18 protein-coding genes are annotated in these 18,214 nt (G+C 67.9%); 13 read left to right on the top strand and 5 right to left on the bottom strand.

The window, feature by feature from the left end; genetic code table 11:
- Both AC1DFU_RS15705 and AC1DFU_RS15700 read right to left on the bottom strand, forming a co-directional pair.
- On the bottom strand, positions 1-987 hold the full coding sequence (locus tag AC1DFU_RS15705) for a tripartite tricarboxylate transporter substrate binding protein (protein ID WP_092301197.1): 987 nt from the start codon (positions 985-987) through the stop codon (positions 1-3).
- A gap of 56 nt (positions 988-1,043) precedes the next feature.
- On the bottom strand, positions 1,044-2,591 hold the full coding sequence (locus tag AC1DFU_RS15700) for an acyl-CoA carboxylase subunit beta (RefSeq protein ID WP_441590968.1): 1,548 nt from the start codon (positions 2,589-2,591) through the stop codon (positions 1,044-1,046).
- A gap of 165 nt (positions 2,592-2,756) precedes the next feature.
- Here AC1DFU_RS15700 and AC1DFU_RS15695 point away from each other — a divergent pair, with 165 nt between their 5' ends.
- Positions 2,757-4,469 (top strand): sigma-54 interaction domain-containing protein, encoded by a 1,713-nt coding sequence (locus tag AC1DFU_RS15695; RefSeq protein WP_441590970.1) that lies wholly within the window; start codon positions 2,757-2,759, stop codon positions 4,467-4,469.
- Positions 4,470-4,485: 16 nt separating this feature from the next.
- Here AC1DFU_RS15695 and AC1DFU_RS15690 read toward each other — a convergent pair whose 3' ends face one another.
- Entirely contained in the window at positions 4,486-4,911 is a 426-nt protein-coding gene (locus tag AC1DFU_RS15690) for a DUF1801 domain-containing protein (protein WP_441590972.1), read from the bottom strand.
- Between the two features lie 208 nt (positions 4,912-5,119).
- Between AC1DFU_RS15690 and AC1DFU_RS15685 the strand changes: the two genes are divergently transcribed.
- Complete coding sequence (locus AC1DFU_RS15685; RefSeq protein WP_092301184.1) at positions 5,120-6,838, top strand: cation:proton antiporter domain-containing protein; 1,719 nt, start codon at positions 5,120-5,122, stop codon at positions 6,836-6,838.
- A 176-nt stretch (positions 6,839-7,014) separates the two neighbouring features.
- Positions 7,015-7,764, top strand: coding sequence for a metalloprotease LoiP (gene loiP, locus AC1DFU_RS15680; protein WP_441590976.1), 750 nt, complete (start codon positions 7,015-7,017; stop codon positions 7,762-7,764).
- Between the two features lie 30 nt (positions 7,765-7,794).
- Here loiP and AC1DFU_RS15675 read toward each other — a convergent pair whose 3' ends face one another.
- Positions 7,795-8,718: a LysR family transcriptional regulator gene (locus AC1DFU_RS15675; RefSeq protein ID WP_441590978.1), complete on the bottom strand. Its 924-nt coding sequence runs from the start codon at positions 8,716-8,718 to the stop codon at positions 7,795-7,797.
- 119 nt (positions 8,719-8,837) lie between these two features.
- On the opposite strand from AC1DFU_RS15675, the gene AC1DFU_RS15670 reads away from it, so the two are divergent.
- The gene (locus AC1DFU_RS15670) at positions 8,838-9,266 is read left to right on the top strand and encodes a VOC family protein (protein WP_092301176.1); all 429 of its coding nucleotides are present in this window, start codon (positions 8,838-8,840) and stop codon (positions 9,264-9,266) included.
- 101 nt (positions 9,267-9,367) lie between these two features.
- On the opposite strand, the gene AC1DFU_RS15665 is transcribed toward AC1DFU_RS15670, so the two are convergent.
- Positions 9,368-10,363: a LacI family DNA-binding transcriptional regulator gene (locus AC1DFU_RS15665; RefSeq protein WP_092301173.1), complete on the bottom strand. Its 996-nt coding sequence runs from the start codon at positions 10,361-10,363 to the stop codon at positions 9,368-9,370.
- Between the two features lie 214 nt (positions 10,364-10,577).
- Here AC1DFU_RS15665 and AC1DFU_RS15660 point away from each other — a divergent pair, with 214 nt between their 5' ends.
- From AC1DFU_RS15660 to AC1DFU_RS15620, 9 genes are all read left to right on the top strand, one after another.
- Positions 10,578-11,708: an L-talarate/galactarate dehydratase gene (locus tag AC1DFU_RS15660; protein ID WP_441590980.1), complete on the top strand. Its 1,131-nt coding sequence runs from the start codon at positions 10,578-10,580 to the stop codon at positions 11,706-11,708.
- A gap of 167 nt (positions 11,709-11,875) precedes the next feature.
- Positions 11,876-12,034, top strand: a complete 159-nt coding sequence (gene napE, locus AC1DFU_RS15655) for a periplasmic nitrate reductase, NapE protein (protein ID WP_092301325.1) — start codon at positions 11,876-11,878, stop codon at positions 12,032-12,034.
- Positions 12,035-12,120: 86 nt separating this feature from the next.
- Entirely contained in the window at positions 12,121-12,504 is a 384-nt protein-coding gene (locus AC1DFU_RS15650) for a chaperone NapD (protein WP_092301167.1), read from the top strand.
- Entirely contained in the window at positions 12,476-14,971 is a 2,496-nt protein-coding gene (napA, locus tag AC1DFU_RS15645) for a periplasmic nitrate reductase subunit alpha (protein WP_441590983.1), read from the top strand. The genes AC1DFU_RS15650 and napA overlap by 29 nt, the downstream gene beginning before the upstream one ends.
- 30 nt (positions 14,972-15,001) lie before the next feature.
- Entirely contained in the window at positions 15,002-15,475 is a 474-nt protein-coding gene (locus AC1DFU_RS15640; RefSeq protein ID WP_255370982.1) for a nitrate reductase cytochrome c-type subunit, read from the top strand.
- A gap of 19 nt (positions 15,476-15,494) precedes the next feature.
- Complete coding sequence (locus tag AC1DFU_RS15635; protein ID WP_092301158.1) at positions 15,495-16,085, top strand: cytochrome c3 family protein; 591 nt, start codon at positions 15,495-15,497, stop codon at positions 16,083-16,085.
- 57 nt (positions 16,086-16,142) lie between these two features.
- Positions 16,143-16,778 carry a cytochrome c biogenesis heme-transporting ATPase CcmA gene (gene ccmA / locus AC1DFU_RS15630; protein WP_441590985.1) on the top strand — a complete coding sequence of 212 codons (636 nt, stop codon included), beginning with the start codon at positions 16,143-16,145 and terminating at the stop codon, positions 16,776-16,778.
- Positions 16,778-17,443, top strand: coding sequence for a heme exporter protein CcmB (ccmB, locus tag AC1DFU_RS15625; RefSeq protein WP_092301152.1), 666 nt, complete (start codon positions 16,778-16,780; stop codon positions 17,441-17,443). The genes ccmA and ccmB overlap by 1 nt, the downstream gene beginning before the upstream one ends.
- Before the next feature lie 4 nt (positions 17,444-17,447).
- Entirely contained in the window at positions 17,448-18,209 is a 762-nt protein-coding gene (locus AC1DFU_RS15620) for a heme ABC transporter permease (protein ID WP_441590987.1), read from the top strand.
- Positions 18,210-18,214: the final 5 nt, after the last annotated feature.

Genomic DNA, 18,214 nt, shown 5'->3' with positions numbered 1-18,214 from the left:
TCAGTCCACCTTGACCTTGGCCTCGATGGCCACGCGCTTCCATTTGTCGAGTTCGGCCTGCACGAAGCTGCCGAACTGCTCGGCGTTGAGCGCGCCGGGGCTGGTGCCGTTCTGGGTCAGGTAGGTCTTGGCCTCGGCGCTGTTCATGCTCTTGACCGCTGCGTGGTTCAGCTTCTCCACCAGCGCGCGCGGCAGGTTGGCCGGGCCGTAGAAGCCGATCCACGTGGTGGCTTCGTAGCCGGGCACGCCCTGCTCGGCAATGGTCGGCACGTTGGGCAGCGCCTCGCTGCGCCTGGCCGAGGTCACGCCGATGGCCTTGACCTTGCCGTCCTTCACGTACGGCGCCATGGTCATCACGTCATGGAACAGCGCGGGGATCTGGCCGCCCAGCAGGTCGGCCAGCGCCGGGGACGCGCCCTTGTACGGAATGTGCGTCATCGGCACCTTCGTCATCAGCCGCAGCAGCTCCCCGGACATATGCGTGGCGCCGCCAATGCTCGACGAGCCGTAGGACAGCCCCTCGGTCTGCTTCTTCGCATAGGCCAGGAACTCGGGGAGATTGTTGGCCGGCACCTTGTTGTTGACCACCAGCACGTTGGGCGTGGTGGCCAGCAGCGCGATGTTCGTGAAATCCTTCGACGCGTTGTACGGCAGCTTGGGCCGGATGGCCGGGTTGATCACGTGGTGCGTGGCCGAGACCAGCAGCGTGTAGCCGTCCGGGTTGGCGCGCGCCACGATCTCGGTGCCGATCTGCCCGCTGGCGCCGGCGCGGTTGTCCACCACGAAGGGCTGCTTCAGCTCGGCCTGCATGTCACGGGCGATGCGGCGCGCCAGCAGGTCGGTCATGCCGCCCGCCGGGAACGGCACGACGATGGTGACGGGCTTGGCGGGCCAGTTCTCCTGCGCGAAGGCCGGCGCGGCCAGCGTGGTGGCCAACGTGGTGGCCATCAGGCCGAGACACAGCGAAGGTAGGGATCTGCGTTGCATGCGGTTTGTCTCCTGATTCTTTTTTTAGGATTTTGGCTAGGGGTTGCCGAACGCTTTCAAGGCCGGATGCCGAACGTGCGCACCCCCGCCTCGCGCAGCGGCGCGGCGAGGTTGGCGAACTCGCACAGCAGCGCCCGCGTGTCGCGCGGGTCGATGATGTCCTCGATCACGAAGGCTTCCGCGCTGCGGAACGGCGAGGTCAGGCTGCGCACCCGCTGCTCGATCTCGGCCCGCTTCTGCACCGGGTCGTCGGCGCCCTCGATCTCGGCCTTGTAGGCCACCTCCAGCCCGCCCTCGATCGGCAGCGAACCCCAGTTGGCGGACGGCCACGCATAGCGGAAGTTGAAGCGACCCATGTGCTGGTGCCCCGCCGCCGCCACACCGTAGGCGCGGCGCACGATCACCGAGCACCACGGCACGGTGGCCTGATAAACCGCCGCCAGCGCGCGCACGCCGTAACGCATGATCCCGGCCTTCTCGGCCTCCAGCCCGATCTGGAACCCGGCGATATCGACGAGGTTGACCACCGGCAGGTGGAAGGCCTCGGCCATGTCCAGGAAGCGGGTGAATTTCTCGGCCGTGGGGCCGTCCCAGCCGCCGCCGTAGTAGTACGGGTCGCTGGCGACCACGGCCACGGGCCAGCCATCCAGCCGCGCCAGCCCGGTGACGATGGCGCGGCCCCAGTGCTTGCCGATCTCGAAGAACGAGTCCTGATCGACCAGCGCCTGCACGATCGGCCGGATCTTGTAGACCTGGCGGCTTTCGCGCGGGATGGCGGAGAGCAGCCATTCGTCGCGGCGGCGCGTGTCGTCGGCGGGCGCGGCGCGCGGCGGCAGCTCATACACGGACGGCGGCAGGTAGGACAGGAAGCGGCGGGCCCGGTCGAAGGCCTCTTCCTCGCTCGCCACCTCGTCATCGACCACGCCGTTGCGGGTGTGGATCTGACTGCCGCCCAGCTCGTTCTTTTCCAGGATCTGGCCGATGCGCGCCACCACGGGCGGGCCGGCGTTGAACAGTTGCGTCGTGCCCTTGACCATCACCGAGTAGTGGCTGGCCGCCACGCGCGCCGCGCCCATGCCGGCCACCGAGCCCAGCGCCAGCGACACCACCGGCACCACCGACATGTTCTCCACCACGTGCTGCCACACCTTCATGGTGGGGATATTGGTGTAGCCACGGTTCTCGATATTGCGCACCGAGCCGCCGCCGCCCGTGCCATCGACCAGCCGCACCATCGGCAGGCGCAGGTCGTGGGCCATCTTCTCGGCGTGGATCAGCTTGTCGCCCACCGCGCCGTCGTTGGCGCCGCCGCGCACCGTGAAGTCATCCCCGACCAGCACGGCGGGACGGCCACCCAGATGTGCGCGACCCATCACCAGATTGGCCGGGGTCAGGCCCACCAGCCGGCCATTGCTGTCGTACTGGCCGCTACCGGTGAGCGCGCCCACCTCGCGGAAGCTGCCGGGGTCCGCGATGGCCTCGATGCGCTCGCGCACGGTGAGCTTGCCGGCGTCCTTGTGGCGCTTGACCTTGTCGGGTCCGCCAAGCTCGGCGGCCAGTCGCTTGCGATAGGCCAGTTCGTCGATTTCCGGCTGCCAGGACATGTGTCTCCTCTGTGTCTTCGGGCTTATGGGTATGGGTGTTATCCGAGAGCTAACGCACTACCCGTGCCAGCCATGAAGCACATTGATTTCATTGCGATTTTTTCGACTGGCCGGTAGAGTGTCCGGCACGAGGACACTCAGATGTCCCGCATGGAGACACAATCAATGTCGTCAGTGAAGACACAAAGCCTGGGCGCGCTGGTGCTCGGGCCGGACGGCGAGACCCTCGCCGCCTCGGGCACAGCACGCAATCCGGCCATCGCCCGGGCCGCGCAGGCCGGCGTGGCCGCACTGCCCCCCGCCGAGAACCACCATGCCGGCCGCATTTTCGATATCGAGGTCGATGGCGAGCGCCATATCGGGCTGGCCTTGCTCGATGCCAGCCAACAGACCATCCTGCTGCGCCGCGCGGCGGCCGGGGCGGCGCTGTTCGACTTCCTCGGCGCAGTGCCGTTTGCGGACGCCATCCTCGAACACTTCCTGACCAATCCCTATCAGGCGATCACGGTGGTGGACCACACGGGGTGTATCCGCTTCATCAGTCCCGTCCATGAGGCGTTCTTCGGCCTGCGCACTGGGGAAGGCACGGGGCGCCCCGCCGAGCAGGTCATCCCGAATTCCCGGCTGGGCCACGTGGCGGCGACCGGCAAGGCCGAGATCGGCCAGCTTCAGCGGATGAATGGCGTGACGCGCGTGGTGAACCGGGTGCCCATCGTTGCCGATGGCAAGACGGTCGGCGCGATCGGACAGGTCCTATTCAAGGAGCCGGAGGCCATCGGCCGGATGCACAAGGAGGTGGAGGAACTGCGGTCGCAGCTGGCGCACTACCGGCGCGAACTGCACGGGCTGCGCCAGCGCGACTCGGGAGTGGGCCTGCTGATTGGCGAGAGCGCGCCGATGCAGCGGCTGCGCCGGGAGATCGAGACCGTGGCGCGGCTCGACGTGCCCGTGCTGGTGCTGGGCGAGTCCGGCACGGGCAAGGAACTCGTCGCGCGGGCCATCCACAGCGCCGGCCGGGGGTCACATGGCGTGCAGGGCGATGACGAGGGGACGCAGGCCGCGCCGCTGGTCAGCCTGAACCTGGCCGCGTTCCCGGCCACGCTGATCGAGGCCGAACTGTTCGGCCATGCGGCAGGCGCCTTCACGGGCAGCCATCGGCATGGCCAGCCCGGCAAGCTCGAACAGGCAGCCGGCGGCACGCTGTTCCTGGACGAAGTCGCCGATATTCCGATGGAGATGCAGGTCAAGCTGCTGCGCGTGCTGGAAGACCGCATGGTCGAGCGGCTCGGCAGCCGGCAGGCGCGGCGGGTGGATTTCCGGCTCGTGACCGCCACCAACCGCGACATTCAGGCGCTGATCGACGGTGGCCGCTTCCGGCTCGACCTCTACTACCGCCTCAGCGGCGTGGTGCTGCGCGTGCCGGCGCTGGGCCAGCGGCTGGAGGACATACCCGCCCTGCTCCATCACTTCGTGCAGGCGTTCTGCCAGCGCAACGGCGTGCCGGTGCCGCAGGTCATGCCCGATGTGGCGCGGCACCTGGCCTCGCGGCGCTGGCCCGGCAATGTGCGCCAGCTACGGCAGAAGATCGAGGAAGCGCTGGTGTTCTGCGACGGCAGCCGGCTCCGGGTGCAGGACTTCGCCCGGGGCGAGGAAAACCATATGGCGACGATGGTGGCGCCGGCAACGCACCCGCTCGGGCAGGTCTTCGCGCCCGAGGATGCCCCGGCCCCGGCGGCGGCCCGGCTGCGCGACCTCGCTTATGACGCCGTGCTGCAGGCCATCGCCCGCCATGGCGGCAACAAGAAGCAGGCCGCGCTGGAGCTGGGCATTTCCCGCTCCCATCTATATAAGTTGCTCGAGCGCGGCGGCGAAGCCTGAACCGGGAATTCCGGAACTAGCCCTTGCCCTGGTTGAGCGCAACGGCGGCACGGATCAGGGCCTTCAGCGCCTTGGCATCGATCTTCTCGCCCTCACGGAAGTCGATGGCGCGCCGGGTGTTGCCGTCCAGGCTGGAATTGAACAGGCCGGACGGGTCGTCCAGCGAGGCCCCCTTGGCGAAGGTCATCTTCACCGCGCTCTTGTAGGTCTCGCCGGTGCACAGGATGCCGTCGTGGGACCACACCGGCACGCGCCACTTCCATTCCTCCACCACCTCGGGGTCGGCTTCCTTCACCAGCGCGCGCAGGCGGGCGAGGGTTTCGCCGCGCCAGTCGCCCAGTTCCGCGATCCGGGCGTCGATCAGGGCTGCCGGGGACTCGTCCGCTGGCGCGGTGGCCTTGGTTGCGGTCTTGGCCGGGGCTTTGGTCTTCGTTTGGGTCATTCCCGCCTCTCCTCTCGTATTTATCCGCCTTTTGGTGCGTGTATGGTTGTCGAAGTGGCGCACCTTGCCAAGCCCCCGCTGGCGGGCGCTGGCCGGAATCTGCCCGTTTTTTCATGGGCCCCGCCGTCGAGGCCGGGCACCTGCCGTTACAATTGCCCCTCGCCCCAGCATTTCACTGGCCGCTTGCGCAGCACCCCGCAGACGACGCATGGACCACGACTTCACCCTCATCACCACCATCGCCGCCGGCTTCGGCATCGCCCTCGTGCTTGGCTTCCTGGCCGAACGCGTCAAGATTCCCGCCCTGGTCGGCTACCTCGTCACCGGCATCATCATCGGCCCCGGCACGCCGGGCTTCGTCGCCGATGTTCATCTGGCCTCGCAATTATCCGAAATCGGCGTGATGCTGCTGATGTTCGGCGTCGGCCTGCATTTCTCGCTGCGCGACCTGCTCGCGGTAAAACGTATCGCCATTCCCGGGGCAGTGGTGCAGATGGCGATTGCCACCGCGCTGGGCATGCTGGTGGCGTGGATCTGGGACTGGAGCCTGGGCACCGGGCTGGTCTTCGGCCTCTCCCTGTCGTGCGCGAGCACGGTGGTGCTGCTCAAGGCGCTGGAAACCCGCAACGTGCTGGAAACCATGAACGGGCGCATCGCCGTGGGCTGGCTGGTGGTGGAAGACCTCGCCACGGTGCTGGTGCTGGTGCTGCTGCCGCCGCTGGCCGGGCTGCTCGGCGGCACAAACGCCGCGCCAGACCAGGGCGCGCAGGCGCTCGGCTTCACCATCCTCCAGACGCTGCTCCAGGTGGTGGCGTTTATCGCGCTGATGCTGGTGGCCGGGCGGCGCATCCTGCCGTGGCTGCTGTGGCAGGTGGCCAAGACCGGCTCGCGCGAGCTGTTCACGCTGGCCGTGGTGGCCGTGGCGATTGGCATTGCCTATGGGGCGGCCGAACTGTTTAACGTGTCGTTCGCGCTGGGCGCCTTCTTCGCCGGCATGGTGATGCGCGAGTCGGAGTTCAGTCATCGCGCCGCCGAGGAATCGCTGCCGCTGCGCGACGCGTTCTCGGTCCTGTTCTTCGTCTCGGTGGGCATGCTGTTCAAGCCGGCCATCCTGATCGAGCAGCCGCTGCACGTGCTGGCCGTGGTCGCCATCATCGTGTTCGGCAAGTCGCTGGCGGCCTTCGCGCTGGTGCTGGCCTTCCGCTATCCGCTCAATACGGCGCTGACGGTGTCCGCCAGCCTGGCGCAGATCGGCGAATTCTCGTTCATCCTGGCCGGGCTGGGGGTCACGCTGGGGCTGCTGCCGGAGGAAGGCATGAGCCTGGTGCTGGCCGGCGCGCTGATTTCCATCGCGATCAATCCCCTGCTGTTTGCCGGCGTGGAGCCGCTGCGAAAGTGGATTCTCAAGCGATCGGCGCTGGCGCGGCGGCTGGAGCAGCGCGGCGACCCCTACGCCGAGCTGCCGATGACCACCGAGCGCAAGTTTCTGGAAGGCCAGGTGGTGCTGGTCGGCTACGGCCGCGTGGGCAAGCGGATTGCCCAGGCGATGCAGGAGCGCGGCATTCCCTTCGTGATTGCGGACGAGAACCGCGAGCGTGTGGAGTCCCTGCGCCGCGCGGGCTTCGCGGCGGTCTCGGGCAATGCGGCCGACCCGGCGGTGCTGATCCAGGCCCATATCGCCCACGCGGCGATGCTGGTGATTGCCGTGCCGGAGCCGCTCTACGTGCGCCAGATGGTGGAAACCGCCAAGACGCTGAACCCCAACGTGGAGATCGTGCTGCGCACGCATAGCGAGGACGAGTCCGCGCTGCTGCGCAAGGAAGGGCTCGGCACGGTGTTCTATGGCGAGGAGGAACTGGCCAAGGGCATGACCAGCCATGTACTGGGGCGCTTCGTGCCGCGCGGCGCGCATGAGGCCACGGCTTGAGTCGCGTCAGGATCGATTCACGATTACCTCAGGATTGATGCGATTGGCAGAAATCCGATTTCCATAGCCAGCGCGCGGAAACACGGCGGACCTTGATCTGGATGCGGGTTCGCCCGCGATGAAGTGGCATAGCCTCCCATTCCCGGGAAACTCCCGCCACTACCTCGCGAACCGCTATGAAAGGCTTCCTCGTACTTCCGCTGCTCACCACTGCCCTGCTCGCCGGTTGCGCCGGCACCGATGTCAACAGCCTGGTCACCGCCGGCACCTCGCTGGCGCAGGCCGCCACCCTGACCGACGCGGAGGTGAAATCGCTGTCGGACCAGGCCTGCGCCGAGTCCGACCAGACCAACAAGACCGCCGGCCCCCGCACCAACTACGCAAAACGCCTCACCAAGGTCATGGCCGGGCTGAAGAACAGCGATGTGCCCAATCTCAACGTGCGGGTGTACCTGACCAAGGACGTCAACGCCTGGGCCATGGCCAACGGCTGCGTGCGGGTCTACAGCGGCCTGATGGACATGATGAGCGACGACGAGGTCCGCGGCGTGCTGGGCCACGAACTCGGCCACGTGGCGCTGGGCCACAGCAAGAAGGCCATGCAGGTGGCCTACGCCGCCACCGCCGCGCGCAGTGCGGTCGGCGCCACCAACGGCGCCATGGCCGCGCTGTCTTCCTCCCAACTGGGTGAACTCGGCGAAAAGCTGGTCAACGCGCAGTTCTCGCAGGCGCAGGAGACCGCCGCCGACGACTTCGCCTTCGACCTGTTGACCAAGAACAAGGCCAATACCAAGGCGCTGGTCACCGCGTTCGAGAAGCTGGCCAAGCTCGATGGCGGCAAGTCGAGCATGTTCGGCTCGCATCCGGGCTCGGAGGCGCGCGCCAAGCATATCGAGGGCCGCATCAGCAAGGTCGCATCGAAGTAAGACCCGTACGATCAATACGAAAAAAGGGGCCTAGGGCGTGGCGATGCCGCGCAACCGGGCCTCCAGCGGGGCGAGCCGCTCGCGCAACAGCGCCTGCAACTGGCGCACCGCCGGCGAGAACTGCTTGCGATGCGGGCAGATCAGGCTGAGCGGCGCGCTCTCGCCCGGCTGGTGCGGCAGCACCACCTCCAACGTGCCCGCTTCCACATCCGCGCAGACATCGAGCCACGACTTGTAGGCGATGCCCTGCCCCGCCACCGCCCAGCGGCGCGCCACGTCGGCATCGTCGCAGATCATCGCCCCGTTCACCGCCACCAGCCGGCGCTTGCCCTCCACCGGGAACACCCATTTGTCATAGAGGCGCCCGCCCAGCAGGTACAGCACGCAGCGGTGGCGCGACAGGTCGTCCAGGCTTGCCGGCCGCCCGTGCGCGGCCAGATAGTCGGGCGATGCCACCAGCACGCGGCGGTTCTCGGGGGCCAGCGGCAGGGCCACATAGCTCGCGTCCTCGGCCAGTCCGTAGCGGATGGCCACGTCGACCGGCTCCCGGAACACATCGCTGACGCGGTCCGAGAGCAGCAGCCGCAGTGACAGGCGCGGATGGCTCGCGCAGAACGCCGTGATCCACGGCAGCAGCACGTTGCGGCCGACATCGGACGGCGCCGACACCTGCAAGACCCCGCTCAGATCCCCCTCCTCGCTCCGGGAACGCTCGTGGCCTTCGTGCAGCAGCGCGAGCACATCGGTGGCGTACGGCAGGTATCGCTCGCCCTCGGCGGTCAGCCGCAGGCTGCGCGTGGAGCGCACGAACAGGCGCAGGTCCAGCTCCCGTTCCAGCCGCTGGATGGCGGCGCTGACCTGCCCGGGCGGCAGATCGGCTTCGCGCGCGGCGCTGGAAAAGCTGCCGAGCGCGGCACTGCGGACAAACAGGGTCAGGTCCTCGAGTCTGAGCATCGGATCATCACGATTTGGGGGCGCGGGGGTGCGGAAAGCGCATTCTGCCGCATCCCCGCTGATTGGGCTGAGGCGGGCGGATCGGAGGTAAGCTGTCGCACCGAAAACGGAGACAGCCCATGAAACCCTATATCACCTTGATCACGCTGGGCGTGGACGATCTGGAACGCTCGCTGCGCTTCTACCGCGATGGCCTCGGCCTGCCGACCGCCGGCATTATCGGGCAGGAATTCGAGCATGGCGCCGCCGTGTTCATCGACCTGCAAGGCGGGACCAAGCTGGCGCTGTTCGCGCGCGAGAACCTCGCCCGCGAGGCCGGCCTGCCGGTGGCGCCGCCCAGCGCCACCGAGTTCTCGATGGCCCACAACGTGCGTAGCGAGGCCGAGGTCGATGCCGTGATGGCACAGGCGAAACAGGCCGGCGCGACCATCACCAAGCCCGCGCAGAAGACCTTCTGGGGCGGCTATGCCGGTCACTTCCAGGACCCGGACGGCCACCTGTGGGAAGTGGCGTACAACGTCCACCTGCTGCCGCCGGACGGGATGTGACAGTGGACCGGCCTAGCGTGCCGGCTGCAAAGGTTGCGCCGGCTGATACGGTTCGAGCCGCGCCGGGCAGAGCACCTTCATCGGCGCACTGATGCAGCGTCTTACGTGGTGCCCCGCTCGATGATGCGGAAGCCCACGTCGATCACCGACTCGGGCACCGGCTCGCCCCGAAAACGCGCCAGCAACTGCCGCGCGGCCAGTTCGCCGATCTGCGCGCCATCCACGTGGACGGTGGTCAGCGGCGGGTTCATATGCGCGGCGAAGTCGGCGTCGCCGAAGCCGCAGATCGCCAGATCCTGCGGCATGCGCAGCCCGCGCGCGTGTGCTTCGATCATCACGCCTTGCGCGAGCTGGTCGGAACTGCAATAGATTGCCTCGATGTCCGGGGCCTGCGCCAGCAGGTCGGCCAGCGCCTTGCGGCCGTATTCAAGGCTGCTCGGGGCGGGCACCACCACGGTCGGCACATCGTGGCCCACCGTGGACAGGAAGCCCTCGCGTCGCACGGCGGCCCGCTGGTCGTCGCCGGTGGCGATGGCCAGCCGGCGCCGCCCCTGCCCGAGGAAGTAGCCGGCGATGGCGCTGCCCACCTTGAGGTGCGAGAAGCCCACCGCCATGTCCACGGGCCGATCGCTCAAATCCCATGTCTCCACCACCGGAATGCCGGCGCGGCGCAACTGGTCGCGCGCGGTCTGCGAATGGATCAGGCCGGTCACCACGATGCCGTCCGTGCGACGGCTGATCATCGTGGCGAGCAGCGCCTCCTCCCGGGCGTGATCGTAGCCGGTCTGGCCGAGGATCAACTGGTAGCCGGCGGCGTCCAGCGCATCGGTCAGCGCCTTCACGGTCGGCAGGAACTGCTGCACAGCGATGTTCGGCACCAGCGCGGCCACCATCAGGCTCTTGCGGGACTTCAGCCCGCCGGCCAGCAGGTTCGGGATGTAGCCGGTCACCGCCACGGCCTCGCGCACGCGCGCGATGGTGGCCTCGGACACCATGCCCGGATTGCTCAACGCCCGCGAGGCGGTAATCAGCGAGACGCCGGCCTGCCGGGCGACATCATGGAGCGTGACGGACTTCGACGCTGGAGCTTGGGGCATGCGGGTTCTGGCGGGTTTAAGCGGATTGGATGGAGATACGATGTCGGCCGACGGGTTGACCCAGTCGTATGACAACGTTAGCATTCTACCGACGATTGCCTGAACTGGCGCGCATCCCGGCCATAAACAACGACCACGTGGCCAATACGACGCATCCCAGCCGGGCATTCCGCCCTTGAATGACAACGTTGTCATACCCTGAAAAGGAACCCGCATGTCTCCCGATTCGATCGCCTGGATCCGCCTCTCTTCCTGCTACCTGCCGCTCGCCACCCCGATCAGCGACGCCAAGGTGCTGACCGGCCGACAGAAGCCGATGACCGAGGTGGCCATCCTGTTCGCCGAAATCCAGACCGCCGATGGCCACGCCGGGCTCGGCTTCAGCTACTCCAAGCGGGCCGGCGGCCCCGGCCAGTACGCCCACGCCTGCGAGATCGCCCCGGCCCTGCTGGGCGAGGACGCCAGCGACATCGCCAGGATCTGGGACAAGCTGTGCTGGGCCGGCGCCTCGGTGGGACGCAGCGGCCTGTCCACGCAGGCCATCGGCGCCATCGACGTGGCGCTCTGGGACCTGAAGGCCAAGCGCGCCGGCCTCTCGCTGGCCAAGCTGCTGGGCGCCCATCGGGATGCCGTGCGCTGCTACAACACCTCGGGCGGCTTCCTGCACACCCCGCTGGACCAGCTCAAGGTGAACGCGGCGGCGTCCGTCGAGCGCGGCATTGGCGGCATCAAGCTCAAGGTGGGCCAGCCAGACCGCGCCGAAGACCTGCGCCGCGTGGCCGCCGTGCGCGAGCACCTGGGCGATGCCGTGCCGCTGATGGTCGATGCCAACCAGCAGTGGGACCGCCCCACCGCGCAGCGCATGTGCCGCACCTTCGAGTCGTTCAACCTGGTCTGGATCGAGGAACCGCTGGACGCCTACGATCACGAAGGCCACGCCGCGCTGGCCACGCAGTTCGACACCCCCATCGCCACCGGCGAGATGCTGACCAGCGCCGCCGAACACTGGGACCTGATCCGCCACCGCGCCGCCGACTACCTGATGCCCGACGCGCCGCGCGTGGGCGGCATCACGCCGTTCCTGAAGGTGATGGCGCTGGCCGACCACGCCGGGCTGATGATTGCGCCGCACTTCGCCATGGAACTGCATGTGCATCTGGCGGCAGCGTATCCGCGCGAGCCGTGGGTCGAGCATTTCGACTGGCTCGAACCGCTGTTCAACGAGCGGCTGGAGATCCGCGACGGCCGCATCACCGTGCCCACGCGCCCCGGCCTGGGCGTCTCCATCAGCGAGCAGGCCCGCGCCTGGACCCGCGCGCAGACGGAGTTCGGCGCCCAGCCCTGAGCCTCGCCCCGGGGCGGTCTCTGACTTATCAGAGATCGCCCGATACACGCCCTCCGCACGACCCACACACATCACGCCGTGCCATATTGGCCCAATGCGCGCTTGACACCACCGGATGCGCTTCCTTAAATGATCCCGTCCCCACGAAATCCATGCCGGACTTTGCGATGGCTGTCGCCGACGATCCGCAGCGCAAGAAAGAAGAACTCCGGAGCTTCCTGTTCCTGACCGCCGTGATGGTGCCGGTGCTGACCGTCATCGTCGTGGCCGGGTACGGATTCATCGTCTGGATGACCCAACTCGTCAGCGGCCCGCCCACGCATTGATTGGCATGGACCGACGTCGCCCGGTGGGGTGACGCCTGCAGTTCCTATAGCACTGAACGACGCGGCCTGCCGCCGCAAGGACAGTCATGCCAGGTACCACGCATTCCACCCCCGAGCCGCCACTCCCCACGGCGCAGCCGGGAGACACCCGCGCAGAGAGCCCTGATGACGCCGATGCGCAGCAGTGGCACATCGCCGGCGTGCTCGTGCACACCCAGCCGGCGAGCCTCGATGCCGTGCGCGGCGCCATCGCCGGTTTGGCCGGTGCCGAGATCCACGCCGCCAGCGACGCCGGCAAGCTCGTCGTCACGCTGGAAGCCCCCACCTCACGCGCCATCGCGGCGCATCTGACGTTCCTCCATCAGCTGGACGGCGTGCTGGCGGCCACCCTGGTCTACCAGCACAACGAGGATGCGTGCGACATGGACACGGAGATTGTCGATGAAAGTCACTCGCCGGGACTTTATTAAGCAGACGGCCGTGGCCGCCACCGCCTCGGTGGGCGGCATTCCGCTGGGCGCGGACGCGGCCAACTTCGTCACGGACAGCGACCTGACCCGCCTGAAATGGGACAAGGCGCCCTGCCGCTTCTGCGGCACCGGCTGCGGCGTGACCGTGGCGGTCAAGGAAAACAAGGTGGTGGCCACCCAGGGTGACCCGCTGTGCGAGGTCAACAAGGGCCTGAACTGCGTGAAGGGCTACTTCCTGTCCAAGATCATGTACGGGCAGGACCGGCTGACCAAGCCGCTGCTGCGCATGAAAAACGGACAGTACGACAAGAACGGCGAGTTCCAGCCCGTGACCTGGGACAAGGCGTTCGACGTGATGGCCGCCCAGTTCAAGCGCGTGCTGAAGGAGAAAGGCCCCACGGCGGTCGGCATGTTCGGCTCGGGCCAGTGGACGATCTGGGAGGGCTACGCCGCCTCCAAGCTGATGAAGGCCGGTTTCCGCACGAACAATATCGACCCGAACGCCCGTCACTGCATGGCCTCCGCCGTGGCCGGCTTCATGCGCACCTTCGGCATGGACGAGCCGATGGGCTGCTACGACGATATCGAGGTGGCCGACGCCTTCGTGCTGTGGGGCTCGAACATGGCCGAGATGCACCCGATCCTGTGGACCCGGGTGACGGACCGCCGCCTCTCCGCACCCAAGACCCGCGTGGCGGTGCTGTCTACCTTCACCCATCGCTCCTACGAACTGGCCGACCTGCCGATCATCTTCACGCCGCAGACCGACCTGGCGATCCTGAACTACATCGCCCACTACATCATCACCAATAACAAGGTCAACAAGGACTTCGTCAACAAGCACACGGTGTTCAAGCAGGGCGTGACCGACATCGGCTACGGGCTGCGCCCGGACCACCCACTGCAGAAGAAGGCCAAGAACGCGGCCGACCCCAACGCCGCCACGCCGATCACGTTCGACGATTTCGCCAAGTTCGTGGCGAAGTACGACGTGGCCACCGTCAGCAAGCTCTCCGGCGTGCCGCGCGACAAGCTCGAACAGCTGGCCGCCCTCTACGCCGACCCGAACATCAAGGTCGTGTCTTTCTGGACCATGGGCTTCAACCAGCACACGCGCGGCAGCTGGGCCAACAACATGGTCTACAACATCCACCTGCTGACCGGCAAGATCGCCACGCCGGGCAACAGCCCGTTCTCGCTGACCGGCCAGCCCTCGGCCTGCGGCACCGCGCGCGAGGTGGGCACGTTCTCGCACCGGCTGCCGGCGGACATGCTGGTCGCCAACCCCAAGCACCGCGAGACCGCCGAACGGATCTGGAAGATCCCGGCCGGCACCATCCCCGAAAAGCCCGGCTACCACGCCGTGCTGCAGAACCGCATGCTCAAGGACGCCAAGCTCAACGCGTACTGGGTGCAGGTGAACAACAACATGCAGGCGGCGGCCAACCTGATGGAGGAAGGGCTGCCGGGCTACCGGAACCCGGAAAACTTCATCGTGGTCTCGGACGCCTACCCCACCGTGACCGCGCTCGCGGCGGACCTGATCCTGCCTGCCGCCATGTGGGTAGAGAAGGAAGGCGCCTACGGCAACGCCGAGCGGCGCACCCAGTTCTGGCATCAACTGGTCGATGCCCCCGGCGAGGCCCGTTCGGACCTGTGGCAGTTGGTGGAGTTCTCCAAGCGCTTCAAGATCGAGGAAGTCTGGCCGGCGGACCTGATCGCCAAGATGCCGGAGGTCAAGGGCAAGACGCTGTTCGATGTGCTCTACCGCAACGGCCAGGTGGACAAGTTCCCGCTCAAGGAAGTCAACCCGGACTACCACAACGATGAAGCCAAGGCGTTCGGGTTCTATATCCAGAAGGGGCTGTTCGAGGAATACGCGAGCTTCGGCCGGGGCCACGGCCACGACCTGGCCCCGTTCGACGCCTACCACGAGGCGCGCGGCCTGCGCTGGCCCGTGGTCAACGGACGCGAAACCCTGTGGCGCTACCGCGAGGGCAGCGACCCCTACGTGAAGGCCGGCACCGGCTTCCAGTTCTACGGCAACGCGGACGGCAAGGCGGTCATCTTCGCCCTGCCCTACGAGCCCGCCGCCGAGTCGCCGGACAAGGAATACCCGTTCTGGCTGGCCACCGGCCGGGTGCTGGAGCACTGGCATTCCGGCTCGATGACCCGCCGCGTGCCCGAGCTGTACCGCGCCTTCCCCAACGCCGTGGTGTTCATGCATCCCGAGGATGCCAAGGCGATGGGACTGCGGCGCGGCGTGGAGGTGGAGGTGGTGTCCCGGCGCGGGCGCATGCGCTCCCGGATCGAGACGCGCGGGCGCGACCAGCCGCCGCGCGGGCTGGTCTTCGTGCCGTGGTTCGACGCCAGCCAGCTGATCAACAAGGTGACGCTGGACGCCACCTGCCCGATCTCGCTCCAGACCGACTTCAAGAAGTGCGCGGTCAAGATCGTGAAGGTATAGGGGGGCCACGCCATGCGATCAACAGTCTGGATGGGTTGGATCCTCGCCAGCCAGTTCGTGCTGGCCGGCGCGCAGGCCCAGTCCGAGGGAAAGGGGCTGACCGACGCCATGCGCGGTCCCACGCCCATCGGCAGCGAGTCCAAACCGCCCCTGCTCTACCCCACCGAGAACAAGGACGTGCGCCGCACCCGCAACTACACCATGCAGCCGCCGACCATCCCGCACAAGATCGACGGCTACCAGCTCGACAAGGACTACAACCGCTGCATGTTCTGCCACGCGCGCACCCGCACCGAGGAGACCCAGGCGATTCCGGTCAGCATTACGCACTACATGGACCGGAACAACAACGTGCTGGCCGATGTCTCGCCCCGGCGCTACTTCTGCACCCAGTGCCACGTGCCGCAGGCCGACGCCAAGCCGCTGGTCGGCAACACGTTCACGGACGTGGAGACCATGCTGAAGAAACCGGCGGCGCCCAAGGGCACTGCAGCCAAGAAATAAGACCTGGCGGACTAGCGCGATGCTCGACCTGCTCAAACGATACTGGCGCACCATCAACCGGCCCAGCGCGTATTTCAGCCTCGGCTTCCTCACGCTGGGCGGCTTCATCGCGGGCGTGGTGTTCTGGGGCGCGTTCAACACGGCGCTGGAGTTCACCAATACCGAGAAGTTCTGCACCGGCTGCCACGAAATGCGCGACAACGTGTACCAGGAGCTGCAGGGCACCATCCACTTCACCAACCGCAGCGGCGTGCGCGCCAAGTGCTCGGACTGCCACGTGCCGCACAACTGGACCGACAAGATGGCCCGCAAGATGCAGGCATCGAAGGAGGTCTGGGCCAAGATCTTCGGCACCATCGACACCCGCGAGAAGTTCCAGGCCCATCGGCTGGAGCTGGCCCAGCACGAGTGGGCGCGCTTCAAGGCCAACGACTCGCTCGAATGCCGCAACTGCCACGACTACCAGTCGATGGACTTCACGCGGCAGAGCCCGCGCGCCCAGGCCATGCACTCCACCTACCTCGCCAACAAGGAGCGGACCTGCATCGACTGCCACAAGGGCATTGCGCACCGGCTGCCCGATGTCTCCAAGGCCGAGGGCAGCGAATGACCCACGCCGCGCGCGCCCGTTCCCGCTCCCGACCCCGTTCCGGCTGAGGCCCGCCCCATGCTCGCGGCCCACCAGCTCGCCTTTGCCCGCGCCGGCCGCGCCGTGTTCCATGGCATCGACATCGACCTGGCGCCGGGGCAGGCCATCGCCCTGACCGGGCCCAATGGCAGCGGCAAATCCACGCTGCTGCGGGTGCTGGCCGGGCTGCTGGTGCCGCTGGCCGGCGCCGTGACCTGGCAAGGGCGGCCCGTGCGCGGTGGCGATCCGGACTATGGGCGAGCGGTGGCCTACCTCGGCCACCACAATGGGCTCGATGCCGACATGAGCGCCACCGAGCAACTGGTCTATGCGGCGCGGCTGGCCGGCCACCGGGTCACGCCGGAGGCAGCGCGGGCGGCGCTGGCGGACGCCGGGCTCGCGCGGATGGCCGATGCGCGCCTGCGTACGCTCTCCCAGGGCCAGCGGCGGCGTATCGCGCTGGCGCGGCTGACCCTCACACCGCGCCCGCTGTGGCTGCTGGATGAGCCGCTGGCGGCGCTGGACGCCCCCGCCGCCGACCACTTCCGCACCCGCCTCGACGCCCATCTGGCCGCCGGCGGCATGGCCGTGATCGCCCTGCACGGCCCGCTGGCGCTGCCACTGGCAACGGCGCGCGGCAGGCTGCGCGGGCTCGCGCTGGAGGGCACCGCCTGATGCATGCCTTCGGCGCCACGCTCGTCCATGACCTGAAGCTGGCCTGGCGCCGGCGCGACGGCCTTGTCGCCACGCTGGTGTTCTTCGTCATCGCCGCCAGCCTGTTCCCGCTCGCCATCGGCCCCGATCCGCAGCAACTGCGCGCGCTGGCGCCCGGCATCCTGTGGGTGACGGCGCTGCTGGCGTCGATGCTGTCGCTGTCGCGCCTGTTCGCCGCCGATCATGCCGAAGGCAGCCTGGAGCAGATGCTGCTGTCCCCGGCGCCGCTGGCGCTGCTGGTGCTGGCCAAGATCTGTGCGCACTGGCTGACCAGTGGCCTGCCACTGCTGGTGCTGACGCCGGTGCTGGCGCAGCAGTACTCGCTGCCGGCCGGGGCCACGTGGATGCTGGCGGCGTCGCTGCTGATCGGCACGCCGGTGTTGAGCCTGATCGGCGCGGTGGGCGCGGCGCTGACGCTGGGCGTGCGCGGCGGCGCGGTGCTGCTGTGCATCCTCGTCCTGCCGCTCTGCGTGCCGGTGCTGGTCTTTGGCGCCGGGGCCGGCGCGGCGGCGGATGCCGGGCTCGACGTCATGCCGCAGTTGTCGCTGCTGGGCGCCTGCCTGGCATTGGCGCTGTGCCTCTGTCCACCGGCCGCCGCTGCCGGCCTGCGCATTGCCATGGAGTGAGACGATGGGACCCTCGGCCGACCTGCCCCGCTCCGCCAGACTGCCCCAGCCCTCCCGGTCGCGCTGGCTGACCTACGCCTCTCCGGCCCGCTTCGACCCGCTGGCCCGGCGGCTGGTGCCATGGTTCGCCGTGGCGGCAGCGCTGTTTCTGATCGCCGGGCTCTACCTCGGCTTCGGCGTGGCGCCGACGGACGCCCAGCAGGGCGAGGTCTATCGCATCATCTTCATCCACGTGCCGGCAGCGTGGATGTCGATGTTCATCTACCTCGTGATGGCCAGCTACTGCGCGCTGGCGCTGGTGCTGCGCACGCGGCTCTCGTCGATGATGGCCTCCGCGCTGGCCCCCACCGGCGCGCTGTTCACCTTTATTGCGCTCTGGACCGGCGCGCTGTGGGGCCAGCCGACCTGGGGCACGTGGTGGGTCTGGGACGCCCGGCTGACCTCCGAACTGATCCTGCTGTTCCTCTACCTCGGCTTTCTCGCGCTGGAAAACGCCATCGACGACCCGCGCCGCGCCGAGCGTGCCTGCGCGGTGCTGGCGCTGGTCGGCGTGGTGAACATCCCCATCATCTATTTCTCGGTGCAGTGGTGGAACACGCTGCATCAGGGCGCGTCGGTGAGCCTGACCGCCGCGCCATCCATGGCGCACACCATGCTGGCCGGCATGCTGCTGATGACGCTGGCCTGCTGGATGTACACGATTGCCGTGGCGCTGGTGCGCGTGCGCTGCATCCTGCGCGAGCGCGCCGAGCCGCGGCTGATCTAACGAGA

The sequence above is a fragment of the Cupriavidus sp. 10L45 genome (genome assembly GCF_056395225.1).
The sequence above is the reverse complement of the archived record's forward strand: the minus strand, read 5'-3'. Positions and strand labels throughout refer to the sequence as shown.